General features: G+C 70.9%; 17 protein-coding genes. 11 read left to right on the top strand and 6 right to left on the bottom strand.

What is annotated here, in order from left to right:
• The coding region (locus ASG40_RS22020; RefSeq protein WP_055880968.1) for a flagellin at window positions 1-1,292 on the top strand (1,292 nt) is incomplete at its 5' end.
• An 84-nt stretch (window positions 1,293-1,376) separates the two neighbouring features.
• On the opposite strand, the gene ASG40_RS04380 is transcribed toward ASG40_RS22020, so the two are convergent.
• The 3 genes from ASG40_RS04380 to ASG40_RS04370 all read right to left on the bottom strand — a co-directional run bounded on the left by ASG40_RS04380 (window position 1,377) and on the right by ASG40_RS04370 (window position 5,027).
• Complete coding sequence (locus tag ASG40_RS04380; RefSeq protein ID WP_244472239.1) at window positions 1,377-3,281, bottom strand: potassium transporter Kup; 1,905 nt, start codon at window positions 3,279-3,281, stop codon at window positions 1,377-1,379.
• Window positions 3,282-3,582: 301 nt separating this feature from the next.
• On the bottom strand, window positions 3,583-4,257 hold the full coding sequence (gene bioD, locus ASG40_RS04375; RefSeq protein ID WP_055880964.1) for a dethiobiotin synthase: 675 nt from the start codon (window positions 4,255-4,257) through the stop codon (window positions 3,583-3,585).
• On the bottom strand, window positions 4,254-5,027 hold the full coding sequence (locus ASG40_RS04370; protein ID WP_055880961.1) for a ferredoxin--NADP reductase: 774 nt from the start codon (window positions 5,025-5,027) through the stop codon (window positions 4,254-4,256). The genes bioD and ASG40_RS04370 overlap by 4 nt, the downstream gene beginning before the upstream one ends.
• A gap of 470 nt (window positions 5,028-5,497) precedes the next feature.
• On the opposite strand from ASG40_RS04370, the gene ASG40_RS04365 reads away from it, so the two are divergent.
• The 10 genes from ASG40_RS04365 to hisS all read left to right on the top strand — a co-directional run bounded on the left by ASG40_RS04365 (window position 5,498) and on the right by hisS (window position 17,562).
• Window positions 5,498-6,208, top strand: a complete 711-nt coding sequence (locus tag ASG40_RS04365; protein WP_055880958.1) for a Tim44/TimA family putative adaptor protein — start codon at window positions 5,498-5,500, stop codon at window positions 6,206-6,208.
• Window positions 6,209-6,217: 9 nt separating this feature from the next.
• Window positions 6,218-7,417, top strand: coding sequence for an MltA domain-containing protein (gene mltA, locus ASG40_RS04360; RefSeq protein ID WP_082523879.1), 1,200 nt, complete (start codon window positions 6,218-6,220; stop codon window positions 7,415-7,417).
• A complete protein-coding gene (locus ASG40_RS04355; RefSeq protein ID WP_055880955.1) occupies window positions 7,414-8,094 on the top strand; it encodes a Smr/MutS family protein in 681 nt (226 codons plus the stop codon). Before mltA ends, ASG40_RS04355 begins: the two co-directional genes overlap by 4 nt.
• A gap of 241 nt (window positions 8,095-8,335) precedes the next feature.
• Window positions 8,336-9,673 (top strand): transcription termination factor Rho, encoded by a 1,338-nt coding sequence (gene rho / locus ASG40_RS04350; protein ID WP_055880952.1) that lies wholly within the window; start codon window positions 8,336-8,338, stop codon window positions 9,671-9,673.
• Between the two features lie 228 nt (window positions 9,674-9,901).
• Window positions 9,902-11,203, top strand: a complete 1,302-nt coding sequence (gene mnmE, locus ASG40_RS04345) for a tRNA uridine-5-carboxymethylaminomethyl(34) synthesis GTPase MnmE (RefSeq protein WP_055880949.1) — start codon at window positions 9,902-9,904, stop codon at window positions 11,201-11,203.
• A gap of 98 nt (window positions 11,204-11,301) precedes the next feature.
• Window positions 11,302-13,182 (top strand): tRNA uridine-5-carboxymethylaminomethyl(34) synthesis enzyme MnmG, encoded by a 1,881-nt coding sequence (mnmG, locus tag ASG40_RS04340; RefSeq protein WP_055880946.1) that lies wholly within the window; start codon window positions 11,302-11,304, stop codon window positions 13,180-13,182.
• The gene (gene rsmG, locus ASG40_RS04335; RefSeq protein WP_055880944.1) at window positions 13,182-13,817 is read left to right on the top strand and encodes a 16S rRNA (guanine(527)-N(7))-methyltransferase RsmG; all 636 of its coding nucleotides are present in this window, start codon (window positions 13,182-13,184) and stop codon (window positions 13,815-13,817) included. The genes mnmG and rsmG overlap by 1 nt, the downstream gene beginning before the upstream one ends.
• Window positions 13,814-14,656 carry a ParA family protein gene (locus ASG40_RS04330; RefSeq protein WP_055880940.1) on the top strand — a complete coding sequence of 281 codons (843 nt, stop codon included), beginning with the start codon at window positions 13,814-13,816 and terminating at the stop codon, window positions 14,654-14,656. Before rsmG ends, ASG40_RS04330 begins: the two co-directional genes overlap by 4 nt.
• Window positions 14,657-14,713: 57 nt before the next feature.
• Window positions 14,714-15,604 carry a ParB/RepB/Spo0J family partition protein gene (locus tag ASG40_RS04325; protein WP_055880936.1) on the top strand — a complete coding sequence of 297 codons (891 nt, stop codon included), beginning with the start codon at window positions 14,714-14,716 and terminating at the stop codon, window positions 15,602-15,604.
• A gap of 434 nt (window positions 15,605-16,038) precedes the next feature.
• The gene (hisS, locus tag ASG40_RS04320; RefSeq protein WP_055880931.1) at window positions 16,039-17,562 is read left to right on the top strand and encodes a histidine--tRNA ligase; all 1,524 of its coding nucleotides are present in this window, start codon (window positions 16,039-16,041) and stop codon (window positions 17,560-17,562) included.
• Window positions 17,563-17,583: 21 nt separating this feature from the next.
• Here hisS and holA read toward each other — a convergent pair whose 3' ends face one another.
• The 3 genes from holA to leuS form a co-directional block, all read right to left on the bottom strand.
• A complete protein-coding gene (holA, locus tag ASG40_RS04315; RefSeq protein WP_055880927.1) occupies window positions 17,584-18,612 on the bottom strand; it encodes a DNA polymerase III subunit delta in 1,029 nt (342 codons plus the stop codon).
• Window positions 18,613-18,634: 22 nt separating this feature from the next.
• A complete protein-coding gene (gene lptE / locus ASG40_RS04310; RefSeq protein WP_055880924.1) occupies window positions 18,635-19,171 on the bottom strand; it encodes an LPS assembly lipoprotein LptE in 537 nt (178 codons plus the stop codon).
• Between the two features lie 156 nt (window positions 19,172-19,327).
• Entirely contained in the window at window positions 19,328-21,907 is a 2,580-nt protein-coding gene (gene leuS, locus ASG40_RS04305) for a leucine--tRNA ligase (RefSeq protein ID WP_055880920.1), read from the bottom strand.
• Window positions 21,908-22,023 lie beyond the last annotated feature (116 nt).

Here is a 22,023-nt window from a genome sequence, read left to right as displayed (position 1 = left end):
TCGCCCGCGCCACGGACGGCACCATCAACTTCTCCGAGATCACCGTCGATGTGAACGCGATCAAGCTCTACGACACCAACTCGGCCAGCGTTCAGACCGCCGCCACCGCCGCCCGGGTCACCGCCGGCCAGGCCCTCGTCGGAAAAATCGACCTGAGCGGCGGCCAGGGCGTCCGCTTTTCCATCGCCCTCGACGGTGGTGCCGCCCAGGACATCGTCCTCGACCGGGCGAGCATGGCCGCCGCCGTCCCCGACCTCGCCGCCGTCGGGGCGCCGGACATCGTGCGCGGGATCAACAACCAGATCGCGGCCAACGCCGTGCTGCGGGGCCATGTCAGGGCCAGCCTCGACGATGACGGGCGCCTGACCTTCGAGACGACTGCGGCGGGCGGCGCCAGGAGCCTCGCGATCGACCGGGCCGGCGTCGGGACGCCTGGGCCCGGGGGCAACCTCCTCGCCAACGGCGGCTTCGAGAGCGACCTGGCGGATTGGACGCTCGGGGGCAACACGTCGCTCGTCTTCACGAACGGGACGGCGCACAGCGGCGCCAAGGGCCTCGCGATGGGGACGGTCGGTGGCAGCGCCGTCCTGAGCCGGACCCTCGCGACGGTGCCCGGGGAGACCTACGTCATCGATTTCTGGCTCCGCAACGCCGGCGGGACGCCCAACCAGTTCAAGGTCTCCTGGGACAGCACGGTACTCGCCTCGCACGTCGACGTGCCGGCCCAACCCTATACGCACTACCAGTTCACCGTGACGGCGAGCGCCACCACGTCAGCCCTGGCGTTCGAGGCGCGCCAGGACCCCAGCTACTGGTATCTCGACGACATCGCCGTGACGACGTCGGGCGCCGACATCACGCTGGGGTTCGGGACCGGGGCCGCGGATCACCGAACCGGCCGTGGGACCGATGCGGTCGCCGGGGCTCGCAAAGGCATCCTCGACTCCCTCTCGGGCGGCACCTCGATCGACACCATCGACATCGGCGCCCTGCGCGGCACGGCGGGCGATGCCGCACTGAAGGCCGCGATCGCGCAGGTCGAGCGGGCGCTGGCCGAGGTGACGGACGCCGGCGCGAAGCTCGGGGCCGGCAAGACCCGGATCGACGGGCAGAAGGCCTTCGTAGGCTCGCTCATGAAGGCCAACGAGCGCACCCTCGGCATCCTGGTCGATGCCGACATCGAGGAGGAATCGACGAGGCTGAAGGCGCTTCAGACCCAGCAGCAGCTGGGCGTGCAATCCCTCGGCATCGCCAATTCGGCCAGCCAGGCGTTGCTCGCCCTGTTCCGGTGAGCGGGCCGACGCTTCACCCGCCTCGGGATCCGGCGCCGTCAAGGGGGCGCACGACCGCTCGCGTGAGAGCGCAGTGGGCCGCCCTCAGATCTCGATTTCGGTGCCGACCTCCACCAGTTGCCGGGTCGGGATGCAGAACTGCGTACCGGTGCGCTCGGCGTTGCGCAGCAGGAACGCGAACACGTGCTCGCGCCAATGGGCCATGCCGCGGCGGTCGCTCTTGGGGATGATGGTCTCGTGGCCGATGAAGATCGTCAGGTCGTCGAGGAAGGCGGCGTCGAGGTGGCCGCTCTCCACGGCGCAGCGCAGCCCGTCGGGAATCGAGGCCTCCTCCATGAAGCCGTAGCGCAGGACGACGCGGACGATCTCCGGCGACAGTGCCGCGATCTCGGCCCGGCGGGAGCGCGGCACCACCGGCTCCTCCTCGTAGCGGGCGGTGACGATGAGGACGCGCGCATGCAGCGCGTGGCTGCGCTCGACGAAGCGCGAGAGGTGGAGCGGAATCCCGCTCGTGGCCGAGGACAGGAAGGCGGCGTTGCCGGGCAGGGCGATGGGCGGTGCGTGCCGCATGCGTTCGAGGAACGCGGGCTCGGGCTCGCGTAGAACCGTCCGGGCCTCCTCCACGAGGCCGTTGCCCTTGCGCCAGGTCAGCATCAGGAAGGCGACCGCGAAGGCCAGCGCCAGGGGAAACCAGCCACCCTCGAACAGCTTGACGCCGTTGGCGGCCAGGAACACCGCGTCGATGGCGAGGAAGAAGCCGTTGACCGCCAGCACCGCCACCGGGTTGAAGCCCCAGCGCAGGGCGACGAGGGCGGCCAGCAGCGTGGTGATCGCCATCAACGCCGAGACCGCGATGCCGTAGGCGCCCGCCAGCGCGTCCGAGGATTCGAACACCACCACCGCCGTCAGGGTGGCCGCCGCCAGGAGCCAGTTCACCACCGGCACGTAGATCTGGCCGCGCTCCTCGCGGGCGGTGTGGATCACCCGCATCGGCGGCAGGAAGCCGAGCTGGATCGACTGCTGGGTGAGCGAGAACACGCCCGAGATGATCGACTGCGAGGCGATCACCGTGGACACGGTCGCCAGGGCGATGAGCGGGTAGTGCGCCCAGTCCGGCGCGAGGCGGTAGAACGGGTTGGCGATGGCGTCGGGCTCGGCGAGCAGCAGCCCGCCCTGGCCGACGTAGTTGATCGTCAGGGCCGGCAGCACGAAGCCGAACCACGCGATCCGGATCGGCCGGGCGCCGAAATGGCCGAGGTCGGCGTACATCGCCTCGCCGCCGGTGACCGCCAGGAAGGCGGCGCCCAGCATCAGGAAGCTCACCTTCCAGCCCGCGAGCAGGACGTAGTCGATGGCGGCCATCGGGTTGAGGGCGGAGAGAATCTGCGGCGACTGCAGGATGCCGCCGATGCCGAGCAGCGCCAGCACCGAGAACCACACCACCATGACGGGCCCGAAGATGCGGCCGATGAAGGCCACGCCCTTGCTCTGGACGAGGAACAGCCCGACCAGGATCGCCAGGGTGATCGGCACCACGAAGGGGCTCAGCCCCGGCGCGTCGACCTTGAGGCCCTCCACCGCGCTCAGCACCGAGATCGCCGGCGTGATGGCGCCGTCGCCGTAGAGGAGGGCGGCACCGACGAGGCCGGTGACGAGGATCAGCCCCTGCCAGGAGCCCGGCCTGGCATGGCGGGCGCCCAGCAGCGCCAGCATCGCGACGATGCCGCCCTCGCCGCGGTTGTCGGCGCGCAGGATCAGCACCGCGTACTTGAGGGAGACGATGAGGATCAGCGCCCAGACGATCAGCGAGACCGCGCCGACGACGGCCGCGGCCTGGGGCGGCGCCCCGCCGGAGGCCGCCCGCACCGCCTCCTTGAAGGCGTAGAGCGGGCTCGTGCCGATGTCGCCGTAGACGATGCCGAGGGTGGCGAGCAGCACGGCCGGACCCGCGAGCCGAGGCTTCGCGCCGGTGGAGGAGGAGTCGGTCACGGGCAGCGCTCCGGTCGTCGTCGATCCGTGCGGATACAACGCAGGATCGACGACGCCCGGCGAGCAAAATCTGCGCGGCGGAGGGCCGGAGTCACCGATTTTTCGAGCGGCGTCCCTTTCCCCTCGCGGGGAGGCGCTCGCGGTGGGGGTGGCCGGGCGACCCTCGGTCAGGGCCCGGCGGAACCAACCCCCGGCCCCGCAAGGGGAAGGGGAAGAGGAAGCGAAGTGCGTTCCGTTCGCAGGCGACGACGCCACTCGTCGGGACATCCGAGCAGGGAGGTGGGCCGCCTGGCTGTCGCCGTCACACCAGCGCCAGGAGCCCCGCCGGACATGCCGCACCGCGCGCCAGGGCCAGCACCGGCACGCCGCCGGCATGGCGGGCGATCGACCCGGCCACCGTCTCCACGGGGACCGGCGCCTCCTCGCTCTCGCAGACCACCGCGCAGGCGAGGCGCACGCCGCGCCCGCGCAGGGTCTCGATCGCCGTGAGGGCGTGGCTGATGGCGCCGAGGTAGGAGCCGGCGACGAGGACGGCCGGCAGGTCGAGGGCCGTCAGCCAGTCGAGGCCGGTGGCCTCGGGCGTGACCGGGCTCATCACCCCGCCGACCCCTTCGATCAGCACCGTGGTGCCGTCTGGCGCCCGGGCGATCCGGCCCCGGCACCAGGAAACGAGGTCGTCCAGCGCCAGGTGCCGGCCCTCGCGGGCGGCGGCGAGATCGGGGGCGAGGGGAGCCGCGAACCGCCAGGGCGAACAGGCCGCCACCGTCTCGGGCGTCACCGGCAACCCTTGCGCGGCCAGCAGGACGGCGGTGTCGCTCGACGCGAACGCCGGATCGTCGAGGGGCGCGACCCCGCTGGCGACGGGCTTGAGCGTGAGGACGCCGCGTCCCGCGTCCCGCAGGCCCCGCGTGAGGGCGGCGGTGAGGTAGGTCTTGCCGATCCCGGTGCCGGCACCGGCGACGAAGACGGCCGTCACTTCTCGACGAAGGCCTTCTCGATCACGTAGTGCCCGGCCTCGCCGTGGTTGCCCTCCTCGTAGCCGCCCTCGGTGAGGAGCGTCCGGGTGTCGCGGATCATGTCCGGCGAGCCGCAGAGCATGAAGCGGTCGGTCTCCACCGACATCGGCGGCAGGCCGATATCGGCGAACAGCTTGCCCGAGGTCATCAGGTCGGTGATGCGGCCGCGGTTGCGGAACGGCTCGCGGGTGACGGTGGGGTAGTAGATCAACTGCGCCGCGATGGTCTCGCCGAGGAATTCGTGGTTGGGCAGCTCCTGCGTGATGGTCTCGCCATAGGCGAGCTCCTGCACCTGCCGGCAGCCGTGGACCAGCACGACCTTCTCGAAGCGGTCATAGGTCTCGGGGTCCTTGATGATCGACATGAAGGGGGCGAGCCCGGTGCCGGTGCCGAGGAGGTAGAGGTGCCGGCCGGGCATCAGGTTGTCGAGCACCAGGGTGCCGGTGGACTTCTTGCCGACGATGATCGGGTCGCCGACCTTGAGGTGCTGCAGCTTCGAGGTGAGCGGGCCGTTGGGCACCTTGATCGAGAAGAACTCCAGCTCCTCCTCGTAATTGGCCGAGACGACGCTGTAGGCGCGCAGGAGCGGGCGCCCCTCGACCTCGATGCCGATCATCACGAACTCCCCGTTGCGGAAGCGGAAGGCGGGATCGCGCGTGGTGCGGAAGGAGAACAGCGTGTCCGTCCAGTGACGGACACTCAGCACGCGCTCCTCGTTGAACTTGCTCATCGGCAGACCGGTCCCACACCCTATACTGTGTCGTGGCGTCTTTTCGCAGGTGCGAGGGGCACGTCAAGCCGGGCCTGCGTCGCATTCGGGCCAGGCATGTCCGGATCGGTCGCCGTTCCGGGCGGCGAGGGCATCGCCCCGTGCGCCCGCGTCGCTCCGGAGAGTGGACCGGACGGGCCGGCCATACCATATGCGTGGGAGCCCCGGTCGGGTCGCAGGGCCGGTTCCCGGGGATCGGGGCTGCGGCTCGATCCTTGCGCCCGCCTCGGCTAAGAGCCACAGACGACATCCCCCGCCGTGCTGCCGGCGTCGGTGGGACTTTCCTCGGACGAGGAGCGTTTCGTGAAGGGTCCGGCGCACGCGAGGGTGCGGACGTCGGGGTTCGATCATGGTGCCGGGATCCCGGGGCGGGATCTCGAACGGGCGCGACACGCGCGGGACAACAGCTGACGGCCACGAACGGATCGGTGATGCAGGATTCTCTCGACGCGACGACCCTGATCTTCCTCGCGCTTGCGGTGTTCGTGATCTGGCGCCTGCGCTCGGTGCTGGGCCAGAAGACGGGCACGGAACGCTCGCCGTTCAAGCCGGTGGATCGCAACCAGACGCCCGCCGCCCGCAAGGAGGGCGACAACGTCGTCCGCCTTCCGGGCGCCGACCGGGCGGCTCCCCCGGCCCAGGCGGCGGCCGCGCCGCGGGACTGGCGCGGCATCGCCGAGCCCGGTTCGGCGGTGGCCGGCGGCCTCGAGGCGGTGCTGCAGGTGGAGCCGGGCTTCGACCCGCGCGCCTTCCTCGACGGCGCCCGCAGCGCCTACGAGGCCATCGTGATCGCCTTCGCCAAGGGCGACCGCAAGACCCTGCGGATGCTGCTGTCGCGGGAGGTCTGCGAGGGTTTCGAACGGGAGATCACCGAGCGTGAGGCCCGTCGCCACGTCCTGGAGACCACCTTCGTCTCCCTCGACAAGGCAGAGATCGTCGCCGTCGAGGTGAACAACCGCGTCGCCCAGATCACCGTGCGCTTCCTGTCGCACCTGATCACCGCCACCCGCGATGCCGACGGCAAGGTCGTGGACGGCAGCGCCGAGGCGGTGGTCGAGGTTCCCGACGTGTGGACCTTCGCCCGGACGCTCGGCGGGCGCGACCCGAACTGGCAGCTCGTCGCCACGGAAGCGGGCGCCTGACCCTTCCCCGTGGCCGGACCGTCTCAGCCTCTCCTCGCCGGGATCGTCCTCTCCCTGGTCTCCTGCGCCCCCGCCGCCGCGCAGACGCGCGTCGGTGATGCCGTGCTCGAACCCGTGGCCGCATCGAGCCTGCCGGGCTTCCCCGGCACCGACGCGGCACCCGCCCTGGACCATTTCCGCCGCAGCTGCGCCGCCGACCTGGTGCCCGTCGCCGCCACGGTGCAGGGCGACCACGAGGCCCTCGCCGCCGCCTGCCGCAGGGCGCAGGACGTGGCGCCCGAGGGCGCGGCCGCCTTCTTCGCCGAGGCGTTCGACGCCTACCGCATCCTGCGGGCCGACGGGCAGGGCGGGCAGCGCAAGGCCGGCTTCCTCACCGGCTACTTCGAGCCCGAACTGACGGGCTCGCTCACGCCCAGCGCCGACTTCCCGACCCCGGTGCTCGCCCGCCCCGACGACCTCGTCAGCCTCCAGCCCGGCGAGACCCTGCCGGGCCTTGACCCGGCCCTGCGGGCCGGGCGGCGGGGCGCGCAGGGGTTCGAGCCCTATCCCGACCGGGCCGCCATCGAGGACGGGGCGCTGGGCGGCCGCGCCCGGCCGCTTCTCTACCTGCGTGACCCCGTCGACCTCTTCGTGCTCCAGGTCCAGGGCTCGGGGCGGGTGCGCCTGCCCGACGGCGGCGCCGTGCGGGTGCTCTACGACGGCCGCAACGGCCGGCCCTACACCTCCATCGGCAAGCGCATCGTCGCCGAGGGCCATCTGCCGCTCGAGGGGTTGACGCTCGCCCGCTGGACCGGCTGGCTGCGGGCCAACCCCGAAACGGCACGCCGGCTGATGCGCGCCAACGCCTCCTACATCTTCTTCCGCCTGAGCCCGGTGGCCGACCCCGGCCTCGGCCCGCCCGGCGCGGCGGGCGTACCGCTGGTGCCGGGCCGCAGCCTGGCGGTGGACGCCACCCTGTGGCGCTACGGATTGCCGTTCTGGCTGGAAGGCCCGCTGCCGGGAGGAACCGCCCCCGGCCGCCTCGTGGTGGCGGCCGACACCGGCTCGGCCATCGTCGGACCGGCGCGGGGCGACCTCTACCTCGGCACCGGGGAGGCCGCGGGTGTGGCCGCCGGCAACCTGCGCGACGCCGTGGGCTTCGTGGTCTTCCTGCCCAAACCTTCGCCCAAACCCTCGTCCGACACCCAGCCGAAGTCCCCTCGGCCATGAGGCCGCCCCGCCGCCCCCGTCCCCTCACCGGCGAGGAGGCCAGCCTGTGGAACGCCGTCGCCCGGCTGATCACGCCGCTGCAGGGCAAGGCCGTGCAGGGCAAGCTGCTTCACGGCAAGATGGTCTCGGGCAAAATGGTCTCGGGCAAGGCGACCCCAGGCAAGACCGTCTCGGGAACAGCGCCTCGCGGCGAGGCCCCGCCGGCCGAGGCGCGGCCGGTGTCCCCGGTGAAGGTCGCGCCGCCCCCGCCCCAGCCGCGGCAGAAGCGCGTCGCGGTGAAGCCGACACCCCCGCCCGCGGCGCCCGCGCCGGTGGCGAGGCCGATCCCGCCGCCGGCCCCCGGCCTGGAGCGGCGCACCCGTCTCGCCCTGCGCCGGGGGGCGCTTCAGGTCGACGCCCGCATCGATCTGCACGGCCTGTACCAGGCCCAGGCCCACGGGGCGCTGGTCGGCTTCCTGATGCGGGCCCAGGCCTCCGGGCACACCCACATCCTCGTGGTCACCGGCAAGGGCGGCCCCTCCTACGACGACGCCTTTTCCGAGCGCGGCGTGCTGCGCCGCTCCGTTCCCCACTGGCTGCGGGCACCGGAGTTGCGCGGCGTCGTCCTCGGCTTCGAGGAGGCCGCCCGCCACCACGGCGGGGCAGGGGCCTTGTACGTCCGGCTGAAACGACGCTGACGGGGACTTGAGCGGCAGCTCGAATCGCGGTACGCAAAGTTCCCTCCTGTCTATGCCGAGATGTATCCCGCGAGCCCCAGAGGCCACCGCAGGCGATGCGCGGACCCAGAGCGGTCCGATGAACCGCGCCGAACCGGCGCTCGGCACCTCCCCGAACCATCCTTCTTCCGTGTTGCGCGTAGCCTCTGTCGGTCGTCCCCTCCCAGTCGGGTTTTCCCGTCCCAATCGGCTCTCGATTCCCATGACCTCACACACCGATGCCCTCATTCCCGCGGAACCGCAGGCCGAGGGCGCCGTCATCGCCCTCGACGCCCATCGCGAGGTCAAGCTCCAGGACCTCAAGTCCAAGACGCCCACCGACCTGATCGCCTTCGCCGAGGAGGTCGAGGTCGAGAACGCCTCCACCATGCGCAAGCAGGAGCTGATGTTCTCGATCCTGAAGCAGCTGGCGGCCAAGGAGGTCGAGATCATCGGCGCCGGCACCGTCGAGGTGCTGCAGGACGGGTTCGGCTTCCTGCGCTCGTCGGAGTCGAACTACCTGCCGGGGCCGGACGACATCTACATCTCGCCGACCCAGATCCGCCGCTTCGGCCTACGCACCGGCGACACCGTCGAGGGCCCGATCCGTGGCCCCAAGGACGGCGAGCGCTATTTCGCGCTGCTCAAGGTGAACACGATCAACTTCGAGAACCCGGAGAAGATCAAGCACAAGGTCCACTTCGACAACCTGACGCCGCTGTTCCCGACCCAGCGCTTCAAGCTCGAACTGGACGCTCCGCCCAAGAAGGATTTCAGCCCTCGGATCATCGACATCGTCGCTCCCATCGGCAAGGGCCAGCGCGCCCTGATCGTGGCGCCGCCGCGCACCGGCAAGACCGTGCTGATGCAGAACATCGCGCAGTCGATCACCATCAATCACCCGGAGTGCTACCTCATCGTGCTGCTCATCGACGAGCGCCCGGAGGAGGTCACCGACATGATCCGCTCGGTGAAGGGCGAGGTCATCGCCTCCACCTTCGACGAGCCGGCCACCCGCCACGTCCAGGTCGCCGAGATGGTGATCGAGAAGGCCAAGCGCCTCGTCGAGCACGGCCGCGACGTGGTCATCCTGCTCGATTCGATCACCCGTCTCGGCCGCGCCTACAACACCGTCGTGCCGTCGTCGGGCAAGGTGCTCACCGGCGGCGTCGACGCCAACGCGCTGCAGCGCCCCAAGCGCTTCTTCGGTGCCGCCCGCAACATCGAGGAGGGCGGTTCGCTCTCGATCATCGCCACCGCGCTCATCGACACCGGCTCGCGCATGGACGAGGTGATCTTCGAGGAGTTCAAGGGCACCGGCAACTCGGAGATCATCCTGGACCGCAAGGTCTCGGACAAGCGCATCTTCCCGGCCATCGACATCACCCGCTCGGGCACCCGCAAGGAAGAGCTGCTGGTGGCGCCCGATTCCCTCAAGAAGACCTACGTGCTGCGCCGCATCCTCAACCCGATGGGCGTCACCGACGCCATCGAGTTCCTCATGGACAAGCTGCGCCAGACCAAGAGCAACAACGACTTCTTCGACTCGATGAACACGTAAGATGGACTAAATCCCTGGGGAAATTGAACGATTTCGCAGGGAAAATAGATCGTTAGCCGGTCGAAGGAGCTCTCCCTCCCATCCGGTGAGGATTAGGGGGTGGGGGTGGTTCGGCCGGCCTGCGCGACAGGGTCGCCTAGCCGCGCCGCCTCTGACGCCTCCCCGCAAGGGGGCAATCGGGGCAGGAGACGAAGCCCGACGGTTCATCCCTCCGACCGAAGCCGCACCATGGCCGACGCCACCATCTTCGCCCCCGCCAGCGGCCATGGCCGCGCCGCCGTCTGCGTCGTCCGCATCAGCGGCCCTGAAAGCGCGGCCATCCTTGTCGGGTTGATCGGCGACCTGCCGCCCCCTCGCCGCCTGTCCCTGCGCACGCTGCGCGATGCCGCCGGCGATGTCCTCGACCGGGCCATGGTGTGCTGGATGCCGGGGTCGGCGACCTTCACGGGCGAGGACATGGCCGAGCTCCACCTCCATGGCGGTCTGGCGGTGCGCGCCGGCGTGCTGGCGGCCCTGGCCGCCATTCCGGGCTGTCGGCCGGCCGAGCCCGGCGCCTTCACCCGCCGCGCCGTCTACAACGGCCGCATGGATCTCACCGAGGCCGAGGCCGCCGCCGACCTGATCGAGGCGGAGACGGACGGTCAGCGCCGCCAGGCGCTGCGGCAGCTCGATGGCGCCCTCGGCCGCCAGGTCGCGGACTGGCGTGCCCGGATGATCGACCTGCTGGCCTCGACGGAGGCCGCCCTCGACTTCTCCGACGAGGGCGATGTCGACGACGTTGGGCTCGATGCCGCCCTGTTCGGGCAGGCGAGGGCGGTCCGCGATGCGATCCACCGAGCCTTGGCGGATGGACGCCGCGGCGAGCGCCTGCGCGAGGGTTTCGTCGTGGTGCTGGCCGGAGCCCCGAACGCCGGCAAGTCGACCCTGCTCAACGCGCTGGCCCGGCGCGACGTCGCCATCGTGTCGGACGTGCCAGGCACCACCCGCGATGCCATCGAGGTCCGCTGCGACCTCGGCGGCCTGCCGGTGCTGCTCGTGGACACCGCCGGCCTGCGGGAGACCGCCGACGCCGTCGAAGCCGAGGGTATCCGGCGCACCCGCGGCCGGATCGAGACCGCGGACCTCGTCGTGTTTCTCGCCGCCGCCGACGATGCCGCCGGCTTCGAGCCCGCGCCTCCGGCCGCGCTGCGCGTGTGGACGAAAGGCGATCTCGGGATCGGCGATCGGACCGGCCTCGCGGTTTCGGCCCGGACGGGGGAGGGGGTCTCGGACCTGCTCGATGCCATCCAGCAGCGGGCCGCGGCGGCGCTGCTGGGCGGTGAGACGCTGATCACCCGCGAGCGCCACCGGGAGGCCCTGACCCGCTGCCGCGATCACCTCGACCAGCTGTTGGCGGCGGCCGCGCTGCCGCCGGAGCTCGTCGCCGAAGATCTGCGGCTGGCGGTCAAGGCGCTTGGCGAAGTCGGTGGTCATGTCGGCGTCGAAGACATCCTCGACCGCCTGTTTGCCGGCTTCTGCATCGGGAAGTAAGATGCATCGGGAAGTGAGGCCGCTTCGCATGGCCGATGTTTCACGTGAAACATCGGCCGTCTGTTGACGCCATCGCGCCCGGCCGCGTACTCACCGGCATGTCCCTGAACCGTTCCGATTCCGCCGATGTCATCGTCGTGGGCGGTGGCCATGCCGGCACCGAGGCCGCCGCAGCGGCCGCGCGCACCGGGGCTCGTACCATCCTCGTCACGCATCGAGCCGCCACCATCGGCGCGATGTCGTGCAACCCGGCCATCGGCGGACTCGGCAAGGGCCACCTCGTGCGCGAGGTCGATGCCCTCGACGGTCTGATGGGCCGGGTCGCGGATGCGTCGGGCATCCAGTTTCGTCTCCTCAACCGGCGCAAAGGACCGGCCGTGCGTGGGCCGCGCACCCAGGCCGACCGCAAGCTCTACGCGGCGGCGATGCAACGGGCCATCGCCGAGACCGCCGACCTCACGGTGATGGAGGCCGAGGTCGCCGACCTGACGGTCGAGGCGGGGAGGGTGGCCGGCGTCGTCCTGGCGGATGGCCGCACCCTCGCCTGCGCCGCCGTCGTCATCACCACCGGCACCTTCCTGCGCGGGCTGATCCACATCGGCGAGGTCCAGATTCCCGCCGGACGGGCCGGCGAGGCGCCGGCGATGGGTCTCGCCGGCACCCTGGAGCGCCATGGGTTCCGTCTCGGCCGGCTCAAGACCGGGACGCCGCCACGCCTCGACGGCCGTACCATCGATTGGGCCGGCCTGGAGATGCAGGCCGCCGACGCGGACCCCGTGCCGTTCTCCACTCTCACCGAGCGGATCACGGTGCCGCAGATCGCCTGCGGCATCACCCGCACCACCCAGGCGGTCCATGACCTCATCCGCGCCAACCTGCACCGCTCGCCGATGTATTCGGGCGGGATCGCCAGTCGCGGCCCGCGCTATTGCCCCTCCATCGAGGACAAGGTGGTGCGCTTCGGCGACCGCGAGGGCCACCAGATCTTTCTGGAACCCGAGGGGCTCGACGATCCCACCGTCTATCCCAACGGCATCTCCACGGCCCTGCCCGAAGAGGTCCAGCACGCCCTCATCCGGCTGATCCCGGGGCTGGAACGGGCGGACATCCTGCGGCCCGGCTACGCCATCGAGTACGATTACGTCGACCCGCGCGAACTCGACACCTCCCTGCAGACGCGGCGCCTGCCCGGCCTGTTCCTGGCCGGGCAGATCAACGGCACCACCGGCTACGAGGAGGCGGCCGGGCAGGGGCTGGTGGCCGGCCTCAACGCGGCGCGCCTGGCCGGCGGATCGACCCCGGCGGTGTTCGACCGGGCCGAATCCTACCTCGGCGTGATGATCGACGACCTCGTCACCCATGGGGTGAGCGAACCCTACCGCATGTTCACCTCGCGCTCGGAGTACCGGCTGTCCCTCCGGGTCGACAACGCCGACGAACGGCTGACCCCGCGCGGCCTCGCGTTCGGCTGCGTCGGCAACGAGCGGGCCATGCATTTCGCCCGAAGCCAGGCCACCCTGGAGGCGGCCCGCACCCTGCTCGACACCTGCGCGCTGACGCCGTCGCAAGCCCGGGCCCACGGCATCACCCTCAACCAGGACGGCATCCGCCGCAGCGCCTTCCAGCTCCTGTCGCATCCCGACATCGACTGGTCGCGGCTGGTCGCGGTCTGGCCGGACCTCGCGAGCGTGCCGCCCCGCATCGCCGACCGGCTGTGCACCGACGCGACCTATGCGGTCTATCTCGACCGGCAGCGCGCCGACATCGCCGCGTTCCGGCGCGACGAGCAGGTGAGCCTGCCGGCTCGGCTCGACTACGCCGCCATCCCCGGCCTCTCCAACGAGATGCGGGTGAAGCTCGAAGCGGTGCGGCCGGGCACCCTGGGGCAGGCGGCCCGAATCGAAGGGGTGACGCCGGCCGCCCTGACCCTGCTCGCCGCCCACGCCCGGCGCTCCGTCCCAGCCATGGCCAGCGCCTGATGGCCACGTCCGACCGCGACCGGGTCGTCGCACAGGCTGGTGTTTCACGTGAAACAGCGGTCGCCCTGGACCTGTACGTGGCGCAGCTGCGGCGCTGGCAGGGCGTGAAGAACCTCGTCGGCCCGGCCACCCTCACCGAGGTATGGACGCGACACGTGGCCGACTCGCTGCAACTGCTCGCCATCGCGCCCGAAGCGAAGACCTGGCTCGACCTCGGCTCCGGGGCCGGCATCCCGGGCCTGCTGCTGGCCATCGCCGGGCGGGAGCGCGACGGGTTCAGGGTCGACCTCGTCGAGAGCAACGCCCGCAAGTGCGCCTTCCTGCAGGAGACCGCACGCCTCACCAAAGCCCCGGCCCGCGTCCACGCCGCGCGGATCGAGGCCATCATCGCGGACCATGCCGGCGTGGCGGTGGTCTGCGCCCGCGCGCTGGCTCCGCTGCGCCAGCTGCTCGCCTGGACCGAGCCCCTGTTGACAACCGGCACCACCGGCCTGTTTCCGAAGGGTCGTGACGTCGATGCGGAATTGACCGAGGCCGCGCAAGAGTGGAGATTCGTTTACGATCTTGTGCCGAGCCGAACCGAGTCGGACGCGCGCATCGTGCGCGTCACCGCCCTCTCCCGCGTGGATCCATGACGAATTCCTCGACTCTCCCGTCCGGCACCTCGTCGGAGCGCCCCTTGCGCATCCTCGCCCTCGCCAACCAGAAGGGTGGCGTCGGCAAGACCACGACGGCGATCAACCTCGGCACGGCCCTGGCCGCCATCGGCGAGCGCGTGCTGGTGATCGACCTCGACCCGCAGGGCAACGCCTCCACCGGGCTCGGGATCGACCGGCGCTCGCGCAAGGTCTCGACCTACCACGTGCTCGCCGGGGAGGCTTCGCTGGCCGATGCGGTGGTGGCCACCGCCGTGCCGCGCCTGCTGGTGGCGCCCTCGACCATGGACCTGCTCGGCCTCGAGATGGAGATGGCCAGCGCACCGGACCGGGCGCACCGCCTGCGCCAGGTGCTCAAGAGCGTCGGCGAGCCCGGCGCCACGGAGGGCGTCACCTACGTGCTCATCGACTGCCCGCCCTCCCTCAACCTGCTCACCATCAACGCCCTGGCCGCCTCGGATGCGGTGCTGGTGCCGCTGCAATGCGAGTTCTTCGCGCTCGAAGGGCTCAGCCAGCTCCTGCGGACCGTCGAGCAGGTGCGCGGCGCGCTCAACCCGCGCCTGACCATCCAGGGCATCGTGCTCACGATGTTCGACCCGCGCAACAACCTCTCGGCGCAGGTGGTGGCCGACGTGCGCAGCTTCATGGGCGACAAGGTCTACGAGACCATGATCCCCCGCAACGTGCGCGTCTCCGAGGCGCCCTCCCACGGCAAGCCGGTGCTGCTCTACGACCTCAAATGCGCCGGCAGCCAAGCCTACCTCCGCCTCGCCTCGGAGATCATCCAGCGTGAGGGCCGGCTCCCGCAGGCGGCCTGACGACCATCGGTTAAGTGTTTGACAATGTTGCGTAAAGAGGAGTGGAAGCGGGTGGCGATGGCGGATGACGTAGTGCGGCCCCGGCTTGGTCGCGGCCTCGCGGCCCTGATCGGCGATTTCGGCGGCGACGAAGGCGGCAAGTCCCACGAGCAGCGCAAGGTCGCGGTGGAGTTCCTGCGCCCCAACCCGCGCAATCCACGCAGGCGCTTCAACGACCCCGAGCTCGACGAACTCGCGACCTCGATCAAGCTGCGCGGCATCATCCAGCCGATCGTGGTACGGGCGCTGGCGGGCGTGCCGGATACCTATGAGATCGTGGCCGGGGAACGCCGCTGGCGGGCGGCCCAGCGCGCCGGGCTGAACGAAGTCCCCGTCGTCACGGTGGAGATCGACGACCGCACCTCCCTCGAATACGCGATCCTCGAGAACGTCCAGCGCGCCGACCTCAACGCCATCGAGGAGGCCGCTGGCTACGAGCGGCTGATGAGCGAGTTCCGCTACAGCCAGACCGAACTCGCCGAGATCCTCGGCAAGAGCCGCAGCCACCTCGCCAACACCCTGCGCCTGCTCCAGCTCTCGGCGGCGATCCAGGAGCGGGTGGTGGCCGGCGAGATCACCGCCGGCCATGCCCGCGCGCTGCTCTCGGTCAGGGACCCGGAGGCGGTGGCCCGCCGAATCGTGGCCGAAGGCCTGTCGGTGCGCGACGTCGAGGCCCTGGCCGCCTCCGAGACCCAGGAGGGCGACACTGTCCGTCCGGGTCGCCCGCGTAAGGCGCCGGAGGCCGAATCGGCCCACCGTTCGCTGGAGGTGGCGATGGCCCGGGCCCTCGGGGTGCGCGTCTCCCTCAAGCCCAAGGGCACCGGCACCGGCGAGATCCGGATCCGCTACGAGTCGGAGGCCGAGCTCGACGACCTGTGCCGGCGGTTCAAGATCTCGGCGGAGGGCTGAGGCGGTCCCACCTATGGTGGGCGATCGCATTCTTCCTTCACGGGGCAGACGGTTCGAGACTGCGCGCGTCCTTCCCCCTCTGCGGAGGAGGGTGGCCCGCGAAGCGGGTCGGGCGAGGGGAGCGACATGTCCGGCGAGGTCGCTTCCCTCTCCCGCAGAGGGAGAGAGACGACGGGGCGGCGCTTGCCCGCCCAATCGGCGCGCGATAGAGCCGAACACGTCTTTCGACCCGTCGGACTCCGCGTGATCCGAACCGGTCCCTCATCCTGAGGTGCCCGCGGCGGCGGGCCTCGAAGGAGACCTCCAGTGCGCTGCGTGGTCCCTGGAGCCCTCCTTCGAGGCCGCTTCGCGGCACCTCAGGATGAGGGGTGCGGGTTAGGCTGGTCGACCACCATTCCGATGCCTTTCACCCCTCCACAGATGAAGCGACACCCATGGCCCAGGCCGATTCCAAGAAGGTCGACATCCTGAAGCCCCGTCTGCCGCGGGGCCTCGTCGACCGCCGGGCCGACGAGATCGCCGCCCAGGGGCGGATGCTGGAGACGATCCGGGCGAGCTTCGAGCTCTACGGCTTCGAGGCGCTGGAGACCCCGTTCATCGAGTACACAGAGGCACTGGGCAAGTTCCTGCCCGACCTCGACCGCCCCAACGAGGGCGTTTTTTCGTTCCAGGACGACGACGAGTCCTGGCTGTCGCTCCGCTACGACCTGACCGCGCCGCTGGCCCGGCACGTGGCCGAGAACTTCGACGCGCTCCCCAAACCCTATCGGAGCTTTCGCAACGGTTACGTCTTCCGTAACGAGAAGCCGGGGCCGGGGCGCTTCCGCCAGTTCATGCAGTTCGACGCCGACATCGTCGGCGCCGGGTCGGTGGCGGCCGACGCCGAGATCTGCATGCTCATGGCCGACACGCTGGACAGGCTCGGGCTCGCCGGCCGTTACGTGGTCAAGGTCAACAACCGCAAGGTGCTCGACGGCGTGATGGAGGCCATCGGCCTCGCCGGCCCCGACAAGGCCGGCCAGCGCCTCACGGTGCTGCGGGCGATCGACAAGCTCGACCGGCTGGGTGCGGACGGCGTGCGCCAGTTACTGGGGCCGGGCCGCAAGGACGAGAGCGGGGATTTCACGAAGGGCGCGGGGCTCGACGAGGCCGGCATCGCCCGGATCCTCGCCTACGTGTCGTTCGAGGCGGCCCCCCATGTCGGCGGCGATCGCATCGCCTTCTGGGACCAGTTCTTCGGGTCGTGGAAGGACGTCGTGGGGACATCGGAGACGGGCCACGAGGGCATCGCCGAACTGCACGCGATGATGCGTCTGTGCGAGGCCGGCGGCTACGGCTCCGACCGCATTCGGGCCGACCCCTCCGTCGTGCGCGGCCTCGAATACTACACCGGCCCGGTCTACGAAGCCGAACTGACCTTCCCCGTCACCAACGAGGCCGGCGAGACCGTGCGCTTCGGCTCGGTGGCGGGCGGTGGGCGCTACGACGGGCTCGTCGGGCGGTTCCGGTCCGAGCCGGTGCCGGCCACCGGCTTCTCCATCGGCGTCTCGCGGCTGTTCTCGGCGTTGCAACTCACCGGGAGCCCGCTGCTGCAGGGCCGGCCCAAGCCCGGTCCGGTGGTAGTCCTCGTGCTGGATCGCGAAAACATCGCCGACTACCAGCGCCTCGTCGCGCGGCTGCGGGGGGACGGCATCCGGGCCGAGCTCTACCTCGGCAGCTCCGGCATGAAGGCACAGATGAAATACGCCGACCGGCGCGGCAGCCCCTGCGCCATCATCCAGGGTTCGAACGAGCGCGAGGCCGGCGAGGTCCAGATCAAGGATCTGATCGAGGGCGCCAAGGCGGCGCAGGACATCGCCAGCAACGCCGAATGGAAGGCCGCCCGGCCGGCCCAGTTCTCGGTGAAGGAGGACGAGATGGTGGCCCGGGTGAAGGAAGTCCTGGCCCGGCACCATTGAGACCGACCCCGGCCCTCTCGATCACCCGCGCCGTGCCGCCTCCGTCGCGATGCGCAGGAGGGTGCCCGAGGCCTGGGCGTGGGCCAGTTCCGCATCCGACCGCCGGCAGGCAAGCACGGCCTCCTGGAGCAGGCGCAGGACGTGCCGCAGGGCGGGGGGCGACCAGCGGGCGAGCTGCGTCTCGACGATGGGCTTGCGCTTGAAATGCAGACCGCGCCAGGTCGCCACCATGGCGCCGGCACTCTGGCGCTCGTTGGCGAGCCGGGTCGAGAGCAGGGTGAGAGCGTGGCGCAGCGCGCTGCCGAGCATCACCGAGGGGTCCATGCCCTCGTGGCGGAAGCGGCGGTAGTCACGCTCGACCTCGGCGGTGCGGCCGGCGAAGGCGGCATCGATCAGCGTGTTGAGGACGCTGCCGGCGACATCGCTCACCACCGCCTCGACGTCGTCGAGGCTGACCTGCCCCTGGCCCTGCGCGTAGAGGGCGAGCTTTTCGATCTCGCCGAGGCTGGCGCGGCGGTCTCCGCCGAGGCTCGCCGCCAGCACCTCGCGGGCCTCGCGGGCGATGCGCAGGCCGCTCTCCTGCAGGGTGCGGTCGATGAGCTCGGCCAGCGCCCGCTCGTCGTCGGGGTAGCAGGGCAGGGCCAGCGCCCGCGCCGAGCGTTCGCACAGGGTCCGCAGGGGCGCGGTCTTGGCGAGGTCGCCCGCCTCCACCACGATGCGGGTGTCGACGAGGGGGGCGCCGAGCACCGCCTCCACGGCGGGCGCATAGTTGCGGCTGCCCGGCCGCACCCAGATCGTGCGGGCACCGCCGAACAGGCCGACCGTGCCGGCCTCGTCGGCGAGGCGTCCGGCGTCCTGCGCCAGGGTGTCGCCGTCGATCTTGACGAGGGCGAAGGGGTCGGCCGGGTCCGCCACGAAGGCCTCGGCCAGGCGCTTGGCCCGGTCGAACACCATGCCGGTGTCGGGGCCGTAGACCAGGATGACGCCGATGCGCGGATCGAGCCCGCGCCGGATCAGGCCCTCGACCTCGTGGGCCTTGACGATCGTCATGGGAGGGGCGGGGCTCGGCGGATCAGGGTTTCGTCACCAGCACGGAGGCGAGCCGGGTCTTGATCTGCTCGGAGAGCACCTTGGCGAGGCGGATCTCGGCGTCGCGGGCGGCGCGCAGCGAGGCGAAGCGCTGGATCGAGCGGTCGTAGGTGGCGGTGCCGGTGGCGACGCCTTCGGTGATGATCTTGGTGCCGTCGAGGTTCTCCAGGGCGTACTTCACCGTGCCGATGATGGTGCCGGCCTCGGCCCGGCCGGTGGTGGAGGAGACGATCGGGGTTTGCACCGACTCGCTGCCCTGCATCTTCAGGCGGTAGCGCTTGGGCGCGGGCGTGCCCGATCCGTCGAGATCGAAGATCAGCTCGCTGCGCAGGTAGTGCCCGATCCGCTCCTGGCCCTGGGCCATGGTGATGTCGTCGACCTGGATCGAGGCCAGCAGCGCCGACATCGACTCGCCGGACGTGGTCGGGCCGTAGAGGGGGCGGAAACAGGCCGACAGGGAAAGGGAGAGGGCGCCGACAAGGGCGATCCGCACCGCCATCCGCTTCGTCACACGCATCATGCTCGCCATCGTCCCGGCTGGAGTCCCGCGACCCCGTCTTACGGCGATCGGCGGCTTCGCGTCACCCGTATAAGGCCCCAAGCTTTACGATTCCCCTGCGGCGGCACGAGGGCGGCAGCCGAACGAGAGGCAAGGCGCCAAGACGATCACGGTCGGTCACACCACCAGGTTCACGATCCGGCCCGGCACCACGATGACCTTGCGCGGCGTGCGGCCCTCCAAGGCCTTCAGGACCGCCTCGGCGGCCAGCACGAGCGCCTCGACCGCCGTGGCGTCGGCGCCCGCCGGCACGGTGACGTCCGCCCGCTTCTTGCCGTTGATCTGGACGGGCAGGGTGATCTCGTCCTCCACCAGCAGCGCGCGGTCCACCACCGGCCAGGGCGCCTGTGCCGCCAGGCCCTCGCCGCCGAGCGCCGACCAGCATTCTTCGGCCAGATGCGGCATCATCGGGGCCACGAGCTGCACCAGGATGCCCGCCGCCTCCCGGGCCGTAGCCTGGGAGATCCCGGTCTTGAGGGCTTCCTCCAGCGCGTTGGCCAGGGTGTAGATATGGGCGACGCAGCGGTTGAAGCGCAGGCGCTCGACATCCTCTTCCACCGCCGCCAGGGCCTTGTGGGCGGCCTTGCGCAGGATGGCGTCGGCCGGGCCAGCGGCGCCCGCGATAACGGCCGCCTGGGAGACGAGGCGCCAGACCTTCTGCACGAAGCGACCGGCGCCCTGCACCCCGTCCTCGGTCCAGATCACGTCGCGCTCAGGGGGCGAATCCGAGAGCATGAACCAGCGCGCGGTGTCGGCACCATAGCTGGCGATGATGTCGTCGGGGTCGACCACGTTCTTCTTCGACTTCGACATCTTCTCGATGGCGCCGATGGCCACCGGCGCCGATGTTTTCACGTGAAACGCCGTGCGCTCCCCGTCGCGCGTCTCGAAGCGGATGTCGGCCGGCGGCACCCAGGCCCCGGCCTCGTCCTTGTAGGTCTCGTGGACGACCATGCCTTGCGTGAACAGTCCGTCGAAGGGCTCCGACACGCCGGACCAGCCGGTGGCCTGCATCGCCCGCATGAAGAAGCGGGCGTAGAGCAGGTGCAGGATCGCGTGCTCGATGCCGCCGATGTACTGGTCCACCGGCAGCCAGCGGTCGACCTGCGCCCGGTCGGTGGGGGCCTCCGCCAGCCAGGGGGCGGTGAAGCGGGCGTAGTACCAGGACGAATCGACGAAGGTGTCCATGGTGTCGGTCTCGCGCCGGGCCGCCGCGCCGCAGCGGGGGCAGGGCACGTTGCGCCAGGCGTGGTCGCGCTCCAGCGGGTTGCCGGGCACGTCGAACGAGACCTCCTCGGGCAGGGTCACCGGCAGGTCGGCCACCGGCACGCCGACCGGGCCGCAGGCCTCGCAATGGACGATCGGAATCGGGCAGCCCCAGTAGCGCTGGCGCGAGACGCCCCAGTCGCGCAGGCGGAACTGCACCTTTCGCGATGCGACGCCCTGCGCCTCGAGGCGGTCGGCCACGGCCTTGAAGGCGTCGCCGGTGCTCATGCCGTCGAGGAAGGCCGAGTTGATCATCCGGCCGTCGCCGTCGAACGCCGTGTCGGTGATCACGAAGCTGGCGGCGTCCTGTCCCTCGGGGCAGACCACCGGCGTGTTGCCGAGCCCGTATTTCTTGGCGAAGTCGAGGTCGCGCTGGTCGTGGGCCGGGCAGCCGAACACGGCGCCGGTGCCGTAGTCCATCAGCACGAAGTTGGCGACGTAGACCGGCAGCAGCCAGGACGGGTCGAGGGGGTGGCGGACCTTGAGCCCGGTGTCGAACCCGAGCTTTTCGGCGGTGTCGATGGCGGCCTGGGCGGTGCCGGTGCGGCGGCACTGTTCGATGAACGTCTGCAAGTCGGGCGCGCCGGCGGCGACCGCCGCCGCGATCGGATGATCCGCCGCCACGGCCAGAAATTTGGCGCCGAACAGGGTGTCGGGGCGGGTGGTGTAGACCAGGATGCCGCCGTCGCGGCCGTCGAGGTCGAACCGGACCTCCAGCCCCTCGGAGCGGCCGATCCAGTTCTTCTGCATCACCCGGACCTTCTCGGGCCACCGCTCCAGCCCGTCGAGGGCGTCGTAGAGGTCCTGCGCGAAGTCGGTGATCTTGAAGAACCACTGCGTCAGCTCGCGGCTCTCCACCAGGGCGCCCGAGCGCCAGCCGCGCCCGTCGATCACCTGCTCGTTGGCCAGCACCGTGTGGTCGACCGGGTCCCAGTTCACCTTGGCCGTGCGGCGCGTCACCAGCCCCTTGTCGAGGAAGTCGAGGAACATGCGCTGCTGGTGCTTGTAATAGCCGGGCTCGCAGGTGGCGATCTCGCGGCTCCAGTCGAGGGACAGGCCCATCGCCTGCAACTGGGCGCGCATGCTGGCGATATTGGCCAGCGTCCAGTCGCGCGGGTTCACGCCCCGCTCCATCGCCGCGTTCTCGGCCGGCAGGCCGAAGGCGTCCCAGCCCATCGGGTGCAGCACGTTGAAGCCGCGCGCGCGCTTGTAGCGGGCCACCACGTCGCCCATGGCGTAGTTGCGCACGTGGCCCATGTGGATGCGCCCGGACGGGTAGGGGAACATCTCGAGCACGTAATAGGTCGGGCGCGGGTCGTCGTTGCGGGTCCGGTCGATCCCGGCTTGCGCCCAGGCCGCCTGCCAGCGCGGCTCGGCGTCCTTGGCGTTGTAGCGCTCGGGCGGGGCGGGGACGGTCGGGGGAGCGGTCATCGAGACTCGGGCGCCAAGGCGTTGGGAGGGCGTGATCGGGGGCGGGATGTCGCGCCGGACTAGCACGGAAGGCCGGGGGGTCAACACGCCGGTACCGGCGGGGCGCGTCTCGGCGC

Source organism: Methylobacterium sp. Leaf399, assembly GCF_001424525.1.
In the GTDB taxonomy this organism is placed as follows: domain Bacteria; phylum Pseudomonadota; class Alphaproteobacteria; order Rhizobiales; family Beijerinckiaceae; genus Methylobacterium.
The sequence above is the reverse complement of the archived record's forward strand: the minus strand, read 5'-3'. Positions and strand labels throughout refer to the sequence as shown.

Bases quoted from the DNA above. Each gene is read 5' to 3' on its own strand.
- ASG40_RS04370 (WP_055880961.1), bottom strand. From the start codon at position 5,027: ATGAGCAAGTTCAACGAGGAGCGCGTGCTGAGTGTCCGTCACTGGACG.
- ASG40_RS04365 (WP_055880958.1), top strand. From the start codon at position 5,498: ATGCAGGATTCTCTCGACGCGACGACCCTGATCTTCCTCGCGCTTGCG.
- ASG40_RS04355 (WP_055880955.1), top strand. From the start codon at position 7,414: ATGAGGCCGCCCCGCCGCCCCCGTCCCCTCACCGGCGAGGAGGCCAGC.
- rho (WP_055880952.1), top strand. From the start codon at position 8,336: ATGACCTCACACACCGATGCCCTCATTCCCGCGGAACCGCAGGCCGAG.
- mnmE (WP_055880949.1), top strand. From the start codon at position 9,902: ATGGCCGACGCCACCATCTTCGCCCCCGCCAGCGGCCATGGCCGCGCC.
- mnmG (WP_055880946.1), top strand. From the start codon at position 11,302: ATGTCCCTGAACCGTTCCGATTCCGCCGATGTCATCGTCGTGGGCGGT.
- rsmG (WP_055880944.1), top strand. From the start codon at position 13,182: ATGGCCACGTCCGACCGCGACCGGGTCGTCGCACAGGCTGGTGTTTCA.
- ASG40_RS04330 (WP_055880940.1), top strand. From the start codon at position 13,814: ATGACGAATTCCTCGACTCTCCCGTCCGGCACCTCGTCGGAGCGCCCC.
- ASG40_RS04325 (WP_055880936.1), top strand. From the start codon at position 14,714: ATGGCGGATGACGTAGTGCGGCCCCGGCTTGGTCGCGGCCTCGCGGCC.
- hisS (WP_055880931.1), top strand. From the start codon at position 16,039: ATGGCCCAGGCCGATTCCAAGAAGGTCGACATCCTGAAGCCCCGTCTG.
- holA (WP_055880927.1), bottom strand. From the start codon at position 18,612: ATGACGATCGTCAAGGCCCACGAGGTCGAGGGCCTGATCCGGCGCGGG.
- lptE (WP_055880924.1), bottom strand. From the start codon at position 19,171: ATGATGCGTGTGACGAAGCGGATGGCGGTGCGGATCGCCCTTGTCGGC.
- leuS (WP_055880920.1), bottom strand. From the start codon at position 21,907: ATGACCGCTCCCCCGACCGTCCCCGCCCCGCCCGAGCGCTACAACGCC.